The organism is Paenibacillus solani (assembly GCF_001277345.1).
GTDB classification, from domain to species: Bacteria; Bacillota; Bacilli; order Paenibacillales; family Paenibacillaceae; genus Paenibacillus_AQ; species Paenibacillus_AQ solani.
In genome coordinates, this window is record NZ_LIUT01000002.1 from 49482 (window position 1) to 67901 (window position 18420).

The 18420-nt window shown below is 49.3% G+C and carries 19 protein-coding genes; 9 read left to right on the plus strand and 10 right to left on the minus strand.

What is annotated here, in order from left to right; genetic code table 11:
- Positions 1 to 464 precede the first annotated feature (464 nt).
- From AM231_RS16705 to AM231_RS16715, 3 genes are all read left to right on the plus strand, one after another.
- Complete coding sequence (locus tag AM231_RS16705; RefSeq protein WP_054403711.1) at positions 465 to 1055, plus strand: TetR/AcrR family transcriptional regulator; 591 nt, start codon at positions 465 to 467, stop codon at positions 1053 to 1055.
- Positions 1056 to 1095: 40 nt separating this feature from the next.
- Complete coding sequence (locus AM231_RS16710) at positions 1096 to 1863, plus strand: electron transfer flavoprotein subunit beta/FixA family protein (protein WP_054403712.1); 768 nt, start codon at positions 1096 to 1098, stop codon at positions 1861 to 1863.
- A 236-nt stretch (positions 1864 to 2099) separates the two neighbouring features.
- Positions 2100 to 3077 carry an electron transfer flavoprotein subunit alpha/FixB family protein gene (locus AM231_RS16715; RefSeq protein ID WP_054403713.1) on the plus strand — a complete coding sequence of 326 codons (978 nt, stop codon included), beginning with the start codon at positions 2100 to 2102 and terminating at the stop codon, positions 3075 to 3077.
- Between the two features lie 248 nt (positions 3078 to 3325).
- Here AM231_RS16715 and AM231_RS16720 read toward each other — a convergent pair whose 3' ends face one another.
- A complete protein-coding gene (locus tag AM231_RS16720; RefSeq protein ID WP_053490493.1) occupies positions 3326 to 3643 on the minus strand; it encodes a MazG nucleotide pyrophosphohydrolase domain-containing protein in 318 nt (105 codons plus the stop codon).
- A gap of 221 nt (positions 3644 to 3864) precedes the next feature.
- Here AM231_RS16720 and AM231_RS16725 point away from each other — a divergent pair, with 221 nt between their 5' ends.
- Entirely contained in the window at positions 3865 to 4443 is a 579-nt protein-coding gene (locus AM231_RS16725) for an LOG family protein (protein ID WP_054403714.1), read from the plus strand.
- Between the two features lie 137 nt (positions 4444 to 4580).
- Here the strand turns inward: AM231_RS16725 and AM231_RS16730 are convergent, their stop codons facing one another.
- Positions 4581 to 5294, minus strand: a complete 714-nt coding sequence (locus AM231_RS16730) for a hypothetical protein (protein ID WP_054403715.1) — start codon at positions 5292 to 5294, stop codon at positions 4581 to 4583.
- A 258-nt stretch (positions 5295 to 5552) separates the two neighbouring features.
- Between AM231_RS16730 and AM231_RS16735 the strand changes: the two genes are divergently transcribed.
- The 3 genes from AM231_RS16735 to AM231_RS16745 all read left to right on the plus strand — a co-directional run bounded on the left by AM231_RS16735 (position 5553) and on the right by AM231_RS16745 (position 9338).
- Entirely contained in the window at positions 5553 to 6314 is a 762-nt protein-coding gene (locus AM231_RS16735) for a kanamycin nucleotidyltransferase C-terminal domain-containing protein (protein WP_054403716.1), read from the plus strand.
- Positions 6315 to 6474: 160 nt separating this feature from the next.
- Entirely contained in the window at positions 6475 to 8229 is a 1755-nt protein-coding gene (locus AM231_RS16740) for a M28 family peptidase (protein WP_054403717.1), read from the plus strand.
- A gap of 155 nt (positions 8230 to 8384) precedes the next feature.
- Positions 8385 to 9338, plus strand: a complete 954-nt coding sequence (locus AM231_RS16745) for an alpha/beta hydrolase (RefSeq protein ID WP_054403718.1) — start codon at positions 8385 to 8387, stop codon at positions 9336 to 9338.
- 117 nt (positions 9339 to 9455) lie between these two features.
- Here AM231_RS16745 and AM231_RS16750 read toward each other — a convergent pair whose 3' ends face one another.
- From AM231_RS16750 to AM231_RS16765, 4 genes are all read right to left on the minus strand, one after another.
- Entirely contained in the window at positions 9456 to 10895 is a 1440-nt protein-coding gene (locus AM231_RS16750; RefSeq protein ID WP_054403719.1) for a serine hydrolase, read from the minus strand.
- Positions 10896 to 11147: 252 nt separating this feature from the next.
- The gene (gene phnX, locus AM231_RS16755; RefSeq protein ID WP_054403720.1) at positions 11148 to 11966 is read right to left on the minus strand and encodes a phosphonoacetaldehyde hydrolase; all 819 of its coding nucleotides are present in this window, start codon (positions 11964 to 11966) and stop codon (positions 11148 to 11150) included.
- Positions 11963 to 13057, minus strand: a complete 1095-nt coding sequence (gene phnW, locus AM231_RS16760; protein WP_054403721.1) for a 2-aminoethylphosphonate--pyruvate transaminase — start codon at positions 13055 to 13057, stop codon at positions 11963 to 11965. The genes phnX and phnW overlap by 4 nt, the downstream gene beginning before the upstream one ends.
- A 23-nt stretch (positions 13058 to 13080) precedes the next feature.
- Positions 13081 to 14076, minus strand: coding sequence for an extracellular solute-binding protein (locus AM231_RS16765; RefSeq protein ID WP_054403722.1), 996 nt, complete (start codon positions 14074 to 14076; stop codon positions 13081 to 13083).
- A 119-nt stretch (positions 14077 to 14195) separates the two neighbouring features.
- Here AM231_RS16765 and AM231_RS29575 point away from each other — a divergent pair, with 119 nt between their 5' ends.
- Positions 14196 to 14336, plus strand: a complete 141-nt coding sequence (locus tag AM231_RS29575; protein WP_207383624.1) for a hypothetical protein — start codon at positions 14196 to 14198, stop codon at positions 14334 to 14336.
- A gap of 25 nt (positions 14337 to 14361) precedes the next feature.
- Here AM231_RS29575 and AM231_RS16770 read toward each other — a convergent pair whose 3' ends face one another.
- Both AM231_RS16770 and AM231_RS16775 read right to left on the minus strand, forming a co-directional pair.
- Positions 14362 to 15978, minus strand: a complete 1617-nt coding sequence (locus AM231_RS16770) for an ABC transporter permease subunit (RefSeq protein ID WP_054403723.1) — start codon at positions 15976 to 15978, stop codon at positions 14362 to 14364.
- The gene (locus AM231_RS16775; RefSeq protein ID WP_054403724.1) at positions 15971 to 16723 is read right to left on the minus strand and encodes an ABC transporter ATP-binding protein; all 753 of its coding nucleotides are present in this window, start codon (positions 16721 to 16723) and stop codon (positions 15971 to 15973) included. Before AM231_RS16775 ends, AM231_RS16770 begins: the two co-directional genes overlap by 8 nt.
- 241 nt (positions 16724 to 16964) lie before the next feature.
- On the opposite strand from AM231_RS16775, the gene AM231_RS16780 reads away from it, so the two are divergent.
- Positions 16965 to 17741 (plus strand): DeoR/GlpR family DNA-binding transcription regulator, encoded by a 777-nt coding sequence (locus AM231_RS16780; RefSeq protein ID WP_242615216.1) that lies wholly within the window; start codon positions 16965 to 16967, stop codon positions 17739 to 17741.
- A gap of 98 nt (positions 17742 to 17839) precedes the next feature.
- Here the strand turns inward: AM231_RS16780 and AM231_RS29125 are convergent, their stop codons facing one another.
- Together AM231_RS29125 and AM231_RS29580 are read right to left on the minus strand one after the other, a co-directional pair.
- Positions 17840 to 18013, minus strand: coding sequence for a hypothetical protein (locus tag AM231_RS29125; RefSeq protein WP_165593425.1), 174 nt, complete (start codon positions 18011 to 18013; stop codon positions 17840 to 17842).
- A gap of 199 nt (positions 18014 to 18212) precedes the next feature.
- The coding region (locus AM231_RS29580; protein WP_207383625.1) for a hypothetical protein at positions 18213 to 18420 on the minus strand (208 nt) is incomplete at its 5' end.

Sequence of the window (18420 nt, forward strand, 5' to 3'; positions counted from 1 at the left end):
GCCCCTTGCGTTTATAATCCTTCGTCCACCCTTCCATTTATCTGATGCAGCGTTCAATTCTTAAGCACGGTCACTCCTTCCAGATCCGTTCGTCATTGTATTGGCAGCAGATGTAATATGAAGCGCTTTCATGACGGATGCAAAAATAGACCTCCACATCATGCTCTTCCGACTACTATAAACCGATACTTCATCGTTCCTGGCTGCATTTCGATCTGTACAACGTATAACGTAATGTACTTGCCTGCTAAGCCTTGCGATATCGTTACTTCCGGTTAAACTGCCGTCGATTGCTCTGATATGAACGTCTTATTCTGCTGCTATGGTCACGCCTGCTTCATCCATTTCACGTCGCTTAAACCTTAGCGTTGACAATGACTTGAACGTATTTTATGATGGATACATCAAAAATGAATGAGTATTCATTCATAATTTTAACTGTATTCTAACACCGGGGTGATCATATGACAAGTAAAAAAAACGATAAATACCATCTTATTCTCCAGGGCGCCCTGAAAGTATTTGCCGAGAACGGCTATCATCGGTCGCAGGTGTCCAAAATTGCCAAGGCCGCAGGCGTAGCCGATGGCACTATCTATTTGTACTTCAAGAGGAAGGAGGATATCCTGATTCGTTTGTTCCAGGAGAAGCTGGGCGAGCTCGTCGGCAAATTCCACGAAAGCGTAAAAGGCACCACGGACGCGGTGGAAGCGCTACGGACCGTGTGCAGCATCCATTTCTCAGAGCTGGAGAGCAATCCTGAGCTTGCTTATGTTACGCAGATTGAACTGCGGCAGAGCGATTTGGAGCTGCGTAAGGAAATCGGCAATGCATTGAAGCCATATATTTTGCTGATCGAGAATATTCTGGAACAGGGCATCCAGGAGCAGAAATTCCGTTCCGATCTGAACGTCAAGCTAGTGCGAAGCCTCATCTTTGGCGCTATGGACGAAGCGGTCACCTCCTGGCTTATTTCCGGACGTAAATACTCGCTGTCCGATCAGACGGACGATACGCTTAGCTTTTTCCTGAATGGTGTTTCCGGCGGAAACTAAGTTTTCGCTGATATTCATATTTGAAGGGAGCGTTTAATCGATGAAGATTGTCGTATTGCTTAAACAGACCTTTGACACTGAGGAAAAAATTACGATTGAGAATGGATCGATTGCTGAAGATGGAGTGAAATTTGTGATCAACCCTTATGACGAATATGCCGTGGAGGAAGCCGTGAAGCTTCGGGATGACCACGGCGGCAGCGTGACGCTCCTGTCGGTCGGACCGGATCGTACCGCAGAAGCCCTGCGGACTGCGCTCGCCATGGGTGCCGATGATGCCGTGCTGATCTCCGACGAGCAGATTCCTGATGATGAATTTGCGGTATCGAAGGTGCTGCATGCATATTTGTCCAAGGAAAACCCGGACTTGATCCTCGGCGGCAACTTCTCCGTGGATCGCGGTTCAGGCCAAGTAGCGATTCGCCTGGCAAGTCTTCTCGGCATTTCACATGCCGGATCCATTACCAAGCTCACGCTGAATGGGACCACGGCTGAAGTGCATCGCGATGCTGAAGGCGATCTTGAAGTACTGGAGGTTCAACTGCCAGCCATCTTCACGGCTCAGCAGGGATTGAACGACCCCCGCTATCCGTCGCTGCCAGGCATCATGAAGGCAAAGAAGAAGCCATTCCAGACCTTATCTCTGGATGATCTCGGGTTATCCGAAGCCGATATTCATCCCGCAACGAAGCAAATCGAGCTGTCCTTGCCACCGGCACGAGGTGCTGGACGTTTCCTGAAGGGCGAACCTGCAGAAGTCGCGCATGAGCTGGTCAACTTGCTGCGCACACAATCGAAAGTAATCTAATGAGTTAAACAAAGGGAACATAGCGCCTTGGCCTATTCCTTATCTATTCTGATTGTATGGTTTACAGGATGTCCGTCATGCACGCTTTTCACCAGACCGCTTAAGTAACGGGGTATCGGCGATTCGAACAGAAGTATCCCGCCTAACGCTTGAAAAGTTCGTATTGGTCAAAATCTGGTCTATATCGTCAAACTCTTTTCCCATCAAATCTCAAATGGATCTTAGGAGGTTATGATATGAGCAAAACGATCTTAGTGTATGCCGAGAACCGGGATGGAAAGCTGCGTCAGATTGCTCTCGAGACGCTCGGCGCAGCTCGTTTGATTGCAGGTGACGGCGACAGCATCCGCGTTCTGGTTGCGGGGTCGAATATTACGGAAGCTGTATCGGCTTTGAACGACTATGGAGTTGATACGATTTATACTATCGAGCATGATGATCTGGAAAGCTATAATCCTGAAGCTTATATGGCAGCCATTGGAGCCGTTATCGACCTGGCGCAGCCGGATGCCGTCCTCTTCGGGCATACGGCCATCGGCCGCGATTTAGCCCCGCTCGTAGCGGCGTCGCTGAACGCGGGACAGATTTCCGATGTGACCGCGATTGATACGGAAGGCGGAGAGGCTGTGTTCACACGTCCGCTCTATGCAGGTAAAGCTTTTGAGAAGCGCGCCTTTCAGAATGGTCCTTGGGTGTTCACTGTGCGGCCGAACAATATTCCAGCTGCAGAAGCCATTGACGGCGCAAACGCCAGCATAGAGGATATCACTTATCCGGCTCCTTCCCTCCGCTCCCTAGTAAAGGATGTCGTCCGCAAAACCACAGGAAAAATCGACCTCTCGGAAGCCAAAATCGTGATCTCCGGCGGACGCGGCGTGAAGAGCGCGGAAGGCTTCCAGCCGCTGGAGGAGCTCGCCGACCTGCTCGGCGGAGCCGTTGGTGCATCGCGCGGCGCCTGTGATGCCGGCTACTGCGATTACGCGCTCCAGATCGGACAGACCGGCAAAGTGGTCACGCCCGAGATCTATATTGCTTGCGGTATTAGCGGCGCTATCCAGCATCTGGCCGGCATGAGCCAATCCCGGGTCATTATCGCCATCAACAAGGACCCGGAAGCACCGATCTTTAAAGTCGCCGATTACGGTATCGTCGGCGATCTGTTCGACATCGTCCCACTGCTGACACAGGAATTCCGCAAGGTATTGGTTTCCTAGCACTTATTAACGATCCCACGGTAACAAACTCAGATAAAAAGGCTGCTCCAGAGGTCCGAGGAACCTGGAGCAGCCTTTTACTTCGTAAATTTTGTACCTGCATCACCACTTCGCCTATGAAGCATTTCTCTGGCCGACCAGCCATCTAAGCATGCTCCGAACCACGCGTCGTGTGCACGGGAGTACTGCGCACGATGTATGGACAGCCACAACTACTGGATGCAAAACCAGGCACTCATCTGTCGCCTTTAAGATCCAAACCGTTTCAACAGCTTCTGTTGATGGGCCGCAAAGGCTTCTTCCAGCGAGATATCGTACAGATCCGCCAGCAACGAAATATTGCCGAGCACGTCGCCGATCTCTTCCACCAGATCCTGCTTCAGCCGTTCCCTGGACTGAACCTCTTCATCAGGGCGATCCCTGCCAATCTCATAAGCTCGGACGGCCCGTGCCGTCTCCCCTGTCTCCTCCATTAAAAACCCCATTCGGATAAAGGGACCATATTCGGTCCAGCCCCTTTCACCGTAAAACTGTTTGATCCATTGCTGTGCTTCATTCATGTCCATTACCATACTACCTCCGTGATTCCTTGGTATGGGGCCAAAACCCTTTTTTTACACAATTCGAGATCAAATCCATGATAAAAAGAACATCCATGCCATAGAATAAGTAGATGCTATGAAAACGTTGGAATGAAAGATAGCCCAACGATGCCATGACATAAATCACTATATATAGTATAATTACTCTGATAAAATATCAACATCTGGTTAAGGAGTGTGTATTTTTGAAATCTATATGTGTATTTGCAGGATCGAATCTAGGCGAACATCCAGACTATAAGGCAAAGGCAGCTGAGCTTGGCAGGCATATTGCCCACAACCAATACAAGCTCGTGTACGGCGGCTCCAACATCGGATTGATGGGTGAAGTAGCGAATGCTGTCTTGCAGCATGGGGGCGAGGTTATCGGCGTGATGCCCAAAGGGCTGTTCAAAGGAGAAATCGTACATACTGAGCTGACCCAGCTCATCGAAGTAGCGGATATGCACGAACGCAAAGCCACGATGGGCAAGCTGGCCGACGGGTTTATTGCCCTGCCGGGCGGTTTTGGAACCTATGAAGAACTATTCGAAGTATTGTGCTGGTCCCAAATCGGGATTCATCAAAAGCCGATTGGGCTGCTGAGTATCCGTGATTATTATGAACCGTTTATGAAGCTGATTCAGCACAGCATTACCGAGGGCTTCTCTAACGCCTCCCATTTGAACCTGATCAACATCTCGGAGGACCCGCTCAAGCTGCTTGAGCTCATGGACAGCTACACGCCTCCGACACTGGAGCTTAAGTGGAAGGACCTGGACTAGAGAGAATCGCAGCGGTCGATAATTGCTGGCAACCGTCCAGCCGGACCAGTACCTAAACCAGTAGATTGCATCACTCCTCTGAGAAAAAGGAAGGGAGCCAGCTAAAATGCCGGCTCCCTCTATAACTTGCACGTGTTCTATATTTTGCTGATCTTCAACAGCGAATTGCCGTTCTTCATAAACTCATAAGGCACGTTGACTTCCGTCACCCGTAAGCCTTCTGCCTCCAGCTCGTGGATCAAGCGATCCAGGTGAGCATAACGGCTCCCCGTTAAATCGGTCAATGGGAATATGCGTACCTCCTCCGAGGCAACTCGCAGCAGTTCCCGAACCGTTTGAATATGAAAGTCATAATCCAAACGGTCACTATACATAAACAGAAAATGAGCCGACAATACGAGGTGAAACTGCTTATCGTCAAAAGGCAGCTCCGGGAGTACCGCAGCGACATATCGATCCGGAAATTCTCTCATATCCTGAACGCAGTCACGGAGTGCTTGCTGGCGATGCTCGCACAGTCCCGGCACATCTCCATAATAATCCCACACATAATTGCTCTTCGCCCGCTCCATCGTTTCCATCGCATGCTCGATGTCCTGTTGTCCCTTGGCCTCCAGGTCATCCAGTCTGTGATCATACGCAATATCGCTGGCCGTAACATCAAGCCCCTGCTTCCGTCCATGAGCGGTAAACGAACACGCACCGGAAGGGCAATCCAATATCCTTTTGCCGGCTAGCTCTGATAATTGCAAATCAAACATATGCGTGTATTCTTCGAACGTGCGTCCGATGAACACCACCCGATCCAATTCCTGCTTGGTCTTGCCTTGACTCTGCTCAACTCTACTCATCTCTACTCACCTCAGCTATGATTTGGTGCGGATGCGGCAGCTCCTGCACACTCCGCAAGTATATATTACCATAATATGGAGTTAGGGGAATAAGAATATTATGATTCCTGTCTGTTCTTTTTAAGAAAATTCATCTGAAATCTGGTTAGTCCTAAAGCATCGACCTGTTGCCTGCCGGTTTCTCCCTTACATTATGTAATATGGTAGCCTGTAAAGCTATAATATAGATAACTAACTTTCTTCGGAGGAGATTTTCTTATGCTGTCTTATCCTGCGGCTACGACCAGGGAAGAGAAAATGAACATCATTCATCACATCAAAGACCGGCTGCTTCAATTGCACGGTGATGACATTCTTGCCATCGGCCTGTACGGTTCGATTGCCCAAGGGATTGATGGCCCTTACTCGGATATCGAGCTTCGGGTTATAACGCAGGACGGAGTCTCCCTGCCAGGCCATGAATTCATATATCCCCCTTTCAAAATCGAGATCGGCATGAAACAAAAACGGGACATCCTCAAGGCAGCCGCGTCTGTGGATGACTCCTGGGCTATTAAAGCCGGTGCTTATGTACATCTGCAGGAAATATACGATCCGGGGAATCTGCTGGCTGAGATTCGGAAGCTGCCCCTCGAGATTTCAGATGAGGCTATTAAAGAAACGATGCGGGAGTTCATGATTTGGGAGCCCTACGAAACAATGGGCAAAATCCGAAACAACTTCCAGTCCGGGAACCAAAGCTATCTACCGCTTGGCGCCAAGGACCTGACCTGGCAAACAGCCAAGCTGATTGGACTTGCCAACCGAACCTTCTACCATACAAGAGCCCGAACGTTGGAGGAATCCCTGTCCCTCCCATCCCGGCCCTCCGGTTATGATGAGCTTGCGCAGTTGGTCATGCGCGGACAGCTTTTCGAAACCGATCATGTCTATGAGCTTTGCGAACAGCTCTGGACCGGACTAAACGCATGGTATGAACAAATGAATATTGAATATAAATTAAAAGAGCTTCCATTCTGATGGAGGCTCTTTTGTTAGGGCGGATACCCATCGATCTCAATCTTATATTGACGCATGTCATATTTTGGAACTACGCTGGTAAGGGGCTAACTATTACATACGATGAAAGATCATACCACGAGAGACCCTGAATGATCATATAAGGAAGTGAATATGTACCATGCAAATTCAACTAAGCAGACCGCCAGACCACAGACCTCCCTATTGGCTGCCGCTCACCATCATCCTCAGCGTCATCCTCTTTATATCCATCTTGCTGTGGTTCGAGAAACCGCCGCAACCCAGAGGCATCGATGCACCCGCAACTGAATTCTCGGCTGAGCGTGCGATGGCCCATGTCGAACAGATCGCACAGGAGCCCCATCCGATGGGTACGCCTGCCAATGCCGAAGTCAGGGCTTACCTGGTAGAGCAGATGGAACAACTCGGCTTGAACCCGGATGTTCAAGAGTTTAATGACCGACTGAAAACCAATTACATCGACGCCGATATCCATCTTACGAATATTTTGGGTGTCATCAAGGGAACGAAGCCAGGCAAGCCGCTCCTGCTCATGTCCCACTATGACACGGTCCCTATGGCCCCTGGAGCAAACGATGCTTCCGTAAGTGTAGCTTCACTGCTCGAGACAGCAAGAGCCATTCAAGCTGGTCCGCCGCCGCAGAATGACATCTGGTTTCTGCTCACTGACGGGGAGGAAAGAGGACTGCTGGGGGCTGAAGTGTTCTTCCGTGACCCCAAGCACCAAGACATCGGCATGATTGCGAACTTTGAAGCCCGGGGATCCAAGGGTTCGTCCTTCATGTTCCAAACCAGTGGGGGTAATGATCGAATCATCGAAGAATATGCCCGTGCCGTGCCTAACCCGGTGAGCAACTCGCTGCTGGTGGACCTCTACAAGCAGCTGCCGAATGAGACTGACTTAACGGTTGCGCTTGAGCATGGCCTCCCGGGACTGAACTTTGCCTATGGGGATGGATGGGTAGCCTATCATACGCCTATGGACAATGTGGAGAATGTCTCTTTGGAGACCATGCAGCACCAAGGCGAGAATGCGCTCGCCATAGCCAAGCATTTCGGCAATCTCGACCTGGATGACTTGTCTTCCACAAGCGACCGAATTTACTTCAATGTGTTTGGCCTGCTGGTTCATTACCCTGCCCACTGGGCCCTGCCGATTACTAGCTTGTTTGCCGTGATCTGGCTGGCGTTTGCGGTATTGTACACTCGCATCTCCAGATTTTCTCTTAAAGGAAGTCTGATTGGTGCACTGGTTCCGCTCCTGAGCGCAGTGCTCTCTACGGCAGTGAGCTATGGTTTGTGGATGCTGATTTACAAGTTATGGGCAGAAAAAATGACACAGTATTCAGGCGCAGGCGCAACTTATGACTCGTTCCTGTATAGTGTCAGCTTTATGCTTATCACACTTATCGTTCACGTAGCGTCTATCCGCTGGATTCTTCGGAAAGTCAATGAATTAGAGATGCTGCTGAGCGGGGCCTTCTTGTTCCTGTTATTGCTCATTGGCTCAACCTGGTTCCTGCCGGGCGCAAGCTATCTGTTTGCGATTCCGCTACTGGCTCATTTCATAGTTTTAACTTGGGCGATATTCACCCGGGATCCGCTGGAATCCTTAAATCATCCGGTTGTCGTGCTGGGTACAGCGCTGGTGCCTGTGCTCATGTTCGCTTCTGTCTTCCATATCTTATTTATTTTGCTGCCGCCAGGGATACATCTGTTCAGCGTCGTACTCGTCGGGCTGATCCTTGCCTTGATGTCCCCAGCTGTTCGAATACTCGCGAATTCTTGGAAATGGGTGCTTCCGGCTGCCTTCTTAGCCATCATCGTGCTGCTCGGCATCGGATGGAGTCAGGCCGAACCCGGGCCGGATCGACCGGTTTACGAGAGAAGATAGCAATCTATAAAACCGGATCGAGCGTGATCCGAAATATAGATTAATGAGGTTCCATACGATATGATAGGTGGAAGAACCGGCATCGAGTCGGCTATTCCTCCCTCATTACATTCATTTATCACGTACTGCATCAACAGGGAGGATATAGATCAACCATGAAAAGAAGGACCATAATCATGTCTGCTACAATCATCGCAGTGCTAGCTGTCATTATTGTCTCAGCCAGCTTCTACTTCTATAACGTCGCTATTGCCCGTGCCGACAAGGACTTTCTGAACGGGAACCCGGACCTCGAAGCCAATGCGAACATCGACAACTCCTTCGCGGACAGCAAGGATTGGTGGGCCAGACAGAGCTTCGAAGAATGGAGTCTGACTTCAGACGATGGTCTGAAGCTGCATGCTTACTATTTACCTGCTGAAAAGGCCACGGATAAAACGGCTATTATAGCTCATGGATACTCCGGACATTCGGAGCAGATGAGCGCTTTTGCCCAAATGTACCATGAGAACTTGGGCTACAACGTCCTTATCCCCGATGCGCGCGGTCATGGGAAGAGCGAAGGCGATTACATCGGCTTCGGCTGGCCGGAACGTAAGGATTATGTAAAATGGATCGACCGTGTCATCCAACATACGGAGAAGGAAGAAGACGCTCAAATCGTTCTTCATGGCGTGTCCATGGGTGCCGCAACCGTCATGATGACCAGTGGCGAGGCGCTTCCTACGCAGGTCAAAGCCATTATCGAGGACTGCGGGTATACCTCGGTCACGGATGAGCTGAGCTATCAGCTGAAGCGCATGTATAAGCTTCCGTCCTTCCCGCTGCTTCAATCCACAAGCCTGTTGACCAAGTTCCGCGCTGGATACTCCTTTGGCGAAGCCTCCGCGCTAGAACAGGTGAAGAAATCCAAAACACCGATACTGTTCATTCACGGAAGCGGTGACCTGTTCGTACCTGCCGAAATGGTATATGAACTGTACGAGAACGGCCCGGAGCATAAGAAGCTGTTCATCGTTCCCGGTGCAGGCCATGGCATGGCGCGCCAGTTTGATCCCGAAGGGTATGACCGCGAAGTGACGGAGTTTATCGGCACGTATGTACAGTAAGAGAAACGAAGAAAAAGAGCAGCCCATGGGGACTGCTCTTTTTTATAGATTGACACAAGCGTACCTGCTACCGCAGGATAGATATCCAACTTATGCTAATGCCCTGTGCCTCATACCTTATTTGGACTGAAGCAGCTCATTCACCATACGAATTCCCTCACCATGCTCAGGGTCCAGCTCAACCGATTTCTGATAATGCTTCAGCGCAAGCTCGTGTTGACCCGCAAGCAGGTACATTTCACCAAGACTATCATGGATGTTGGAGGATACCGGGAATATCTGTACGGACAGTTCGAGCAGCCGGATTCCCTCTTGAAGCCACCCTCCCCGCATCAGCGTATAAGCGCCTGCATTGAACTCTCCTTCAAGAACAAGGAAGCGTTCCGGACACGACTGCTGAATCTCGTTATACTCCCTAACCGCCGCATCTACCCCAGACAAAATCGTAAGCTGTGATAAGTGATGGGCAAGCGATCTACGTACATAAGGAACATCATCCCCCAACAAAACATCCAGAATCGCTGAACTGAGTATTTTGCCCCCAACATGATCGGCATTCATCATAAACAATACGCCCATTCCTTCATCCGGCAGCAGCATAAGGTTGCTGCGAAACCCGGTATCCCGCCCCATATGAGACATGACACGGCGCCCCCGGTATTGACCCATATACCACCCAAGGCCCATTTTATCGAGACCATCACCATATTCCGTAGACGCCTCTTTTTGCCACATTTCACTGTAGCTGTTCGCTTCGAGTATGGCGTTTGCCTCCCTACGCATACTGCTCCCACTTAAATGAGTTAATGCATAGTTGCACATATCAAGCGCATTGGAATAGAGGGTTGAGCTTGGCGCATGGGCACGATGATAAGGAAATATGCGGCTGACCTGAGCACCGTAACCCTCCTGAAGTCCGAGCACGTGGGGTGTTGCCAGCGTATCGATGGCAGCCTCTTCCTTCAAAAAAGTGCTGCTCTGCATGGAGGCAGGAGCAATCACCTTTTCTCTCATATATTGTTCAAACGAAAGGCCCGTGACCTTCGCTATCACGTCGCCTAATATTTCATAGCCGATGTTACTATAATCGAAAGCCTGACCTGGCTCTCTTTGCAGCTTGTAATCCTTCAAGCCCCTTACATATCGCTCCAAGCTTCCCTCATCATATTCAGGACAATCCCATGCAAAATCATCTTCATCCGGCAGTCCTGATGTATGACTTAGCAGCTGGCGTATCGTCAACTGCCGGTACCGGTCATCCGCCATTTGAAAATAAGGCAAATAATCCGACACTAAACCGTCCAGCTTGATGATTCCCTCCTCAGCAAGCTGCATGATACCAGTAGCAACAAACGTTTTCGAGACGGAGGCCATATGAAACAGGGTGCGTTCTGTAACTGCTTCTCCATTCTCTGCATCCGTGACCCCAAATCCCTTGGCATAGATCATTCGATGATTATATACCACGCCAATAGCCAAGCCCGGCAAGGGTTCATCAAGTAAAAACTGAGGCAAAATCCGATCTAAATTCTCAACAATCCGCTGTATATCGCTCATTGTATCCTCCCATGGGTATGATATGAAAAATTATCAAACAGCATGAACATGCAATACAACGCGTTATACCAACGGTTTCACGTCCCTTCAAAGTTACACTCCTAATATACAAGGATTACCAAATGGTGAGTAGGTAATGTTTAATTATAACGATTCGATCCTTCCCTCCACAAGGTGAATCAGGAGCGTTAAGTGCCACGAATAGCTTAGAAGCAGCCGCATTCTCACGCGGCTGCTTCATTAACTGCCATCTTAGCCTCGAATTCCCGGTCTTTTTCCCTGAGCCAGCATGTCGTTAATGCGCTCGATTAATTGCGACAGTTCCCGCATCGTCCGAATCGTAAAATCGGCCCCATGCCAAATGAATCTCTGTTCGACTTTTGAAATGGCGGCTTCGCGCTCCGATTCCGACATGGCTTGGAACTCATCCATGCTCAGCCCCATTTCCGAGCTGCCAATCACCACGCCAACTGACCAAACGCCCGCGTTCACGCCCTCCTTCACGTCGGAGACGGTGTCTCCCACCTTCACAACTTTCCATGAAGCGGACAATTGGAGGGCCTCCATATTCCGGTAGATCATGTAAGGATAAGGTCTTCCCTTGGAGCGGGTGTTATCCGGTGTGAAATAGATATCCGGGCTGTAACCTTTTTGCCGCGCATTCGCAGCCACAACCTCCATCATGCTGCTCGTATACCCCGTTGTGGAACCAATCTTCAGTCCCTGAGCCTTCAAGGCTGCAACTATCTCGATGACACCCGGAATCGGGTCCGTATATTCGGATAACGAAGTCATTAAGGCTGGCTCAAATTCCGCGTACAGTCGCTCTACATCCTGTTCATCAAAAGCTCTTCCATACTTCGCTTCCCATAGTGCGGACACCCTCGGCATGGACAGCATGGCACGAATATGGTCGATCTTCAGCATGCCCATCGGTGCTCTTGCTTCCTCCATCGTCACTTCAATGCCGGCGTTCTTAAAAATATCGACAAACACGTTCACAGGCGCAAAGCATCCATAATCTACAGCCGTTCCGGCCCAGTCTAATATGACGCCTTCGACTCGGTTCATTGTGCCGTCACCCCCATATATTCTTCGATGATATGACATAGCTGCTCGATGTCCTGTTCGTAAATCTCTCCAATATTCCCAATGCGGAAGGTATCCACATCGGTCAGCTTGCCCGGGTATATCACATAGCCTCTTTCTTTAATATAAGCGTAAAAGTGCTCAAAGCTAAACCCTTCACTCGGGAATAGAAACGTGGTGATGATCGGCGATTGTTTGTCATCCGTAATATAAGCCTGGATACCGATCTGTGCTAATCTCTCCCGCAGCAGGCGGTTGTTATTCTGGTATCTACTGAACCGGGCGGAAATGCCTCCTTCTTCATACAGCTCATCCAGCGCTTTAGAGAAAGCGGCCACAACATGGGTCGGCGAGGTATAACGCCATTTGCCGTCCTGGTCCATCCCCTTCCATTGATCGTACAGGTCGAGCGCCAAGCTGCGCGCAATTCCTTCGCAGGCCGCAAGCTTCTCCAGCTTGGCGATGACAAAGCCGAATCCCGGTACGCCTTGAATGCATTTATTCGCACTGCTGATCAGGTAGTCGATTCCGAGACCCTGAACATCGATTTCCATGCCGCCAAAGCTGCTCATGGCATCGATGATAAGGGTTTTTCCGTATTCTTTGGACAGACTTGAGATCAATTCCAATGGGTTCAGAATGCCGGTCGTCGTCTCGCAGTGAACCATCGCGATATGCGTAATTCGCGGGTCCTTATGGAGTCTGGCCCGCAGCTCCTCTTCGTCTGGATGCTCGTCGTAATTCAACTTGTATTCCGTATAGTTCAGTCCGATATACTCCGCCATCTTCACGATCCGCTCGCCATAAGCGCCATTCGTCACAATCAATACTTTATCGTCATCCGAAATGGCGGACGTCATGACGGCTTCGACGGCAAACGTGCCGCTTCCCTGCATCAGCACAGCCGTATATTGCGCTGGATCGGCTCCGGCCAGATTCAGGAGCTGTGATCTAATTTTTTGCGTAATGGCTTTATATTCATCATCCCAGGTGCAGCGGTCCGCGAGCATTTCCTCTTTTACTGCCCTGGTTGTCGTCAAAGGTCCCGGTGTCAAAAGCTTGTAGGTATTCATGATCGCATCACTCCTAAGATGGCTTATTGTTTGGATCCATTGAAGAATTGCTGATGCTCTTCCAGCAGCTCTACGGTCAGCGGCTTCTCAAAGGTCATCGAGTACGCAGGCTTGTTAACTTCATCGACGCTCTCTCCTTTGTACAGAGCCACCGGGTAGTTCACGATCAGGTCTTTTCTGGCATCCTTCACGATGACTTCTGCCATTTTCATGGCAACGTCTGTTGTTGCATTCTTCTTGTCCACCACCGCAACCGATTCTGTCAGCGAGAAGTTTCCTTCAATAGGATCGACATAATCAATCGGTGCACCGTCAGCTTTTGCTGCTACCGCCTGATGCCGAAGTCCGAATCCGGCCGCCACTTCACCCGCCTTCACCTTCTTGATTGGACCGGAGCCCGAGCTCTCCAGATGCGGCCCGACATTAGCAATCAGATCACGGAGCACCTGGCGTCCGGTTTCCTGGCCGAATTGACTGATGATCGCCTGAACCAACAGCCAGCCGGTGGAGGAATCCATAATATTCGGAATCGATACGAGCCCGCTGAATTCCGGTTTGGTCAGGTCCATGATGGAGGTTGGCATCGGCAATCCTTTTTCTTTCAACACTTCTGTATTCACGAAGATGGAGCCGGTATTCGCCAGAATCGGCGTGTAATATGCCGGATAGGCATCAACGGCGCCTGTATCAAAATCTAAATCTTTGAACATCGTATGCTTATTCTGCGAGCTTTCGAGAAAGTAGGAGCTCATCGTGACGAGATCGGCCTCGATTTTGTCCCCCTCTGCCATCAGCTTGCCGCCGAGCTCGGACGTGCCGAGAGACTGCACCAGGTACTTTCCTTCATATCCGGCATTTTTCAATGAGGTTTCCATGGCAGCAACAGCCTCTTCATCTCCGTTGGTGTAGATGACTACTTTCTTCGCTTCCCCCGAGCTTCCACTGCCGCAGCCCGCCAGGGCAAATACCATACTGATTGCGATTAATGACAGCAGCATTCCTTTAAGCGTCTTTCTCATGATTAACTCCACTCCTTGAATTTTTATATTTGAAAATGAGGTGAAAAGATGTGTTAGCCAACTTCTCCACTTGTCAGAATGGCAGATGATAATTCCGACACCGAGCTTCCGTTTCATCTGTGCCGATACCCAGCGGAGAGGACGGAATCGTATTAGAGAAGCGAATGCGTTCGCCTTTGTCGGCGGATTTCTACCGCTTAGTCAACTCAATCCGAGAAATCCGCAGACAACAGCGATCGGAAATACGATCGGCAACGTAGCGGACATGAATGTAATAGGGCAGCTTCACCGCTGCGCCGTTCTCCTCTGCCATGCATCGCACACCAGCTTGATGATCAGATTCGTGAAGAAGATCAGCATCGACAGCACGAAGATTTCGTTGAACTTGGCGAAATGCTGCAGCTCTTTGATTTTGCTGGCTACAAGCGACGTCTGGGCAGATACAAGAAAGATAATGCCGCTGATCGTCACCATAGCGTTGATGAAATAATAGCTGAACATCTCAATGACGGTTGAAGCCGAGTTTGGCAGAATCACCCGGTAAACGGTCTTAAACCAGCTGTCCCCGAGCAGTTCTCCCGTGGTTTCCCATGAGGGATTCATCTTGGACAGGGAGTTCTTGGCCATCAGATACGGTGTTGTAAAAAAGTGAATGATATTACACAAGACGATTATGATGAAGGTGCCCTTCAGGCTGCTTCCATTAAAGAAGAGCAGGTAGGATATCCCCAGCACCATGCCGGGCACCGTATTGGTGATCATGGATACCATGTCTACCGCAGAGCGGGCTTTTAATGACGTACGCACATTCAAGAGTGCCGATCCGTACGCCATCAAGGTACCGAACACCGCCGTCAAGAGGGCGACCCAGAGGGAGTTGCGGTATACCCCTGTCAAATCACTTGATTGGAACACGTCCCGTACATGCTTAAACGTAAAGGCCATGTCATAGGGATAACTGCTCAGCCATGGCGCAATGAACATCACAACAAAAACGGATAGCATGCCAAGCACAATGACCGATGATAGAATGCCGAAGGCGATATCCCGAACACGCTGCCGCGGCAGCTCGATATCCGACAGCTTGTCATAGTGGAAGTTCCATTTTTCCAAATAGTTCAGCAGCCAGATGCCGAACACAGCCGGGAGCAGCATGATCACCGCAATGGCAGCACCTTGGTCGAAGTCCGGAATGGAGCCCAGCATCACTTGGTAAAGCTGCGTCGCCACGACCGGATAGGTACCGCCAACCGAAGCCGGAATCCCAAAATCCGTAAAGCTCAAGATAAAGGACAGCACAAAGGCTCCGCCAAGCGCTCCCGCAAGGGGACGCATAATCGTATTCAGGAAACTTCTCATCGTTCCGTCACCCATTAACTTGGAGACGATGATGAATTTTTTATCAATATACTTGAACGCATTATGCATGAGCAGGAATACCGGTGGCAGGGTATAAATGATATAGCCTATCAGCAGACCGTTCCATCCGTAGATTTCAAACCAATTGTGCCCGACAAGCCGGGTAATCAAGCCCTGGTTACCGAACGAGTACATGATGGCAAACCCATATGTAATCGTTGGGAGCAGCATCGGGACCATGATGACGGTTCTAAGCAGGCCTTTGACGGGCCGGTATATTTTCGTGCAATGAATGGAATACGCCAGGATGAACCCCAGAACAGTTGTGATCGCTGCTGTTACTCCCGAAATCTTCACACTGTTACCGATCGCCGTCAGGAATTCCCGATTCGACCCCATAGAGACATAATGCTCAAACGTAAATCCTTGATCGGATCCAAAGGAGCGGACCAGCAATACAAGCAGCGGCAGGAACAGAAACACCGCGAACAATAACAGGATGACGGTATAGATGATCCGCATTTCCGGTTTCACGTTATGCATACTGCTCACCGAACAGGTTGTAGATGTTCTGCCTTTTGATGTGCAGCTGCTGGATAATGAACTGCTTCACAAAATCGTTGCTCGGATGATGGACAATCTCCTGGGGTGTGCCGAATTGGGCAATCTGCCCCTGATCGATAATCAGGATTTTGTCCGAGAGCGTCAGTGCCTCCTCCGGGTCATGCGTCACAATGATCGTGGTCAGCTTGAACTCCCTGGCGATCGACTGAATCCGCTGTTTGATCGATTCCTTGATCACCCCGTCCAATGCGCTGAGCGGCTCATCGAGCAGCAGAATTCTCGGTTTCGTAACCAGCGTTCTGGCCAATGCCACTCGCTGTTTCTGCCCTCCTGACAGTTCACCGATCCGCTTGTTCAAGTGCGGCTGAAGCTCCAGGAAATCAATATATTCCTGCACCTCCTGCTGACTCACGCTCCCCTTCTTGTTGCGCAGACCGTATACGATATTGTCGTAGGCATTCAGATTGGGGAATAAGGCATAATCCTGAAAAACGATATTAAATCCCCGCTTCTTCATCGGCATATTGCTCAGATCTTGACCCTGAAACATGATTCTTCCCTGATCCATCCGGGTGAGTCCCAAAATAATATTCAGTAATGTGGTCTTTCCGCTGCCGCTTGGCCCCAGCAGAGATACAATCTCGCCAGCGCCGATTTCTACATTGATGTCATCCAAAACCACTTTATCTTCGAATTGTTTGCGAATATGCTCCAACTTCAACAAACGGCTCACCTCCCTTAAACACATCCTCAGTATAGAAACCATATGTAAATAAAAATCAGGAAGACTGTAAAAGTTAAGTAAATTATGCATATATCATTCATAACTCAATACCAACTGTTGACTATGTTCATCCATACCTAATACATAACTTATGAATAACATAGGTAAAGCTATTGAAGTTGAGGGGGCGAATCGGTAAACTAGACATGAAATGCAGGCACCAACTACTACTGCGGATTGAATGGGTGAGCGAATGTTTCCACTGGAGAGGCAGAAGAAAATACTTGAGCTGTTGACGATTCGTAAAGTACTGAAGATCGCGGAACTTACAGAAGAGCTGAACATCTCGGTGGATACGCTGCGCAGGGATCTGAATACCATGACCAAGCAAGGGCGGGTCGAAAAGATCTATGGCGGCGTCAAAATTGTGGAGTCCCGATTCGGCGAATCTTCCATGGATGAACGCATGGTCAGCCAGTTGGAGTCGAAGGAGCGGATTGCCCGCAGATGCAGCGAGCTCGTCCATGACGGCGATTGCATCTATATTGACAGCGGCTCAACCACGTACCAGATCGCCAAATACGTAAAGCATAAGAAGAAACTGACGGTCGTTACGAATTCGCTGCCGGTTGCAATCGAGCTGATGGACAGCGATGTGGAACTGATCATGATCGGCGGAAAAATTCGGCGGGAGGAGCAGTCCGTCGTTGCTTATGAGTATATCTTCAACTTTCATGAGCTGAATGTGCTGAAGGCGTTTATCTGTTGCAGCGGCATCACCATCGAAAAAGGCATTTCCGACTACAACCTGGAAGAAGCCATTACGCGCAAAAAAATGATCGAGCTGTCCAAACAGGTCATCGTCATGGCGGACAGCACCAAATTTGGCAAGGACGTCACGATTTCCATCGCTCCGCTCGACAAAATTGATACCATCGTAACGGATTCGAACATCCATACAAGTTTCATACCAGCATTCAAAAAAACTAGCACAAGGCTCGTGATTGCAGATCAATAGACTATAGACTACACATAGAAAAAACGGACATCTCCTCATCATCGAATCTAGTGCGATGAGGGAATGTCCGTTTTGATTTAAAGTAAATATAATCCGAGTTATGCTAGAATGGCCAAGCCTTTGCGAATCTCTTGCACCAGTAACATTTTTTCTTCTTCAGTAATTCCATCCGCATTCAGCTTCCTGGCGGCCACAGGGAGAATCCATGGTTGAACATCTTCGTAAGTAACATCTCCATGCTGCTCATATTCATCCATAAATACTTCGATCATGTGTTCTCGCAGCCTATCGAATTGTTTACAGATGGTATCCGGTATGCCCGACGGCAAAAATCAATTATTCCTTACTATATTTGGATATCAGAATCGAAGTCAATATAATTGAAACAGTAATAGGATGTTTTCCCCAACTTTATAGACACCATGCGGGTAGTCGATTTTCGCTGCTTTTGCACCTGATCTGGCACGAGCCTCACCAAGCCGCATATATAACGATATACGTACCTTGCATATAATTCTTCTTCATCTCGTTTGCAGAAATTAACATTTTATATATAAAATAAATTTGATTACTTATTTGTTTTTTTATCAAACTTCTCCTTAGAGAGCGTAAAATATCTTGTGTAAATAGATAAATAGCAAAAAGGAAGACCTTTTCTTGTAGAATTAAGTCACCACAA

Excerpts from the sequence above, each read along its gene's own strand:
- AM231_RS16705 (WP_054403711.1), top strand. The coding sequence starts at position 465 with ATGACAAGTAAAAAAAACGATAAATACCATCTTATTCTCCAGGGCGCC.
- AM231_RS16710 (WP_054403712.1), top strand. The coding sequence starts at position 1,096 with ATGAAGATTGTCGTATTGCTTAAACAGACCTTTGACACTGAGGAAAAA.
- AM231_RS16715 (WP_054403713.1), top strand. The coding sequence starts at position 2,100 with ATGAGCAAAACGATCTTAGTGTATGCCGAGAACCGGGATGGAAAGCTG.
- AM231_RS16720 (WP_053490493.1), bottom strand. The coding sequence starts at position 3,643 with ATGGACATGAATGAAGCACAGCAATGGATCAAACAGTTTTACGGTGAA.
- AM231_RS16730 (WP_054403715.1), bottom strand. The coding sequence starts at position 5,294 with ATGAGTAGAGTTGAGCAGAGTCAAGGCAAGACCAAGCAGGAATTGGAT.
- AM231_RS16735 (WP_054403716.1), top strand. The coding sequence starts at position 5,553 with ATGCTGTCTTATCCTGCGGCTACGACCAGGGAAGAGAAAATGAACATC.
- AM231_RS16740 (WP_054403717.1), top strand. The coding sequence starts at position 6,475 with ATGCAAATTCAACTAAGCAGACCGCCAGACCACAGACCTCCCTATTGG.
- AM231_RS16745 (WP_054403718.1), top strand. The coding sequence starts at position 8,385 with ATGAAAAGAAGGACCATAATCATGTCTGCTACAATCATCGCAGTGCTA.
- AM231_RS16750 (WP_054403719.1), bottom strand. The coding sequence starts at position 10,895 with ATGAGCGATATACAGCGGATTGTTGAGAATTTAGATCGGATTTTGCCT.
- phnX (WP_054403720.1), bottom strand. The coding sequence starts at position 11,966 with ATGAACCGAGTCGAAGGCGTCATATTAGACTGGGCCGGAACGGCTGTA.
- phnW (WP_054403721.1), bottom strand. The coding sequence starts at position 13,057 with ATGAATACCTACAAGCTTTTGACACCGGGACCTTTGACGACAACCAGG.
- AM231_RS16765 (WP_054403722.1), bottom strand. The coding sequence starts at position 14,076 with ATGAGAAAGACGCTTAAAGGAATGCTGCTGTCATTAATCGCAATCAGT.
- AM231_RS16770 (WP_054403723.1), bottom strand. The coding sequence starts at position 15,978 with ATGCATAACGTGAAACCGGAAATGCGGATCATCTATACCGTCATCCTG.
- AM231_RS16780 (WP_242615216.1), top strand. The coding sequence starts at position 16,965 with ATGGGTGAGCGAATGTTTCCACTGGAGAGGCAGAAGAAAATACTTGAG.
- AM231_RS29125 (WP_165593425.1), bottom strand. The coding sequence starts at position 18,013 with ATGATCGAAGTATTTATGGATGAATATGAGCAGCATGGAGATGTTACT.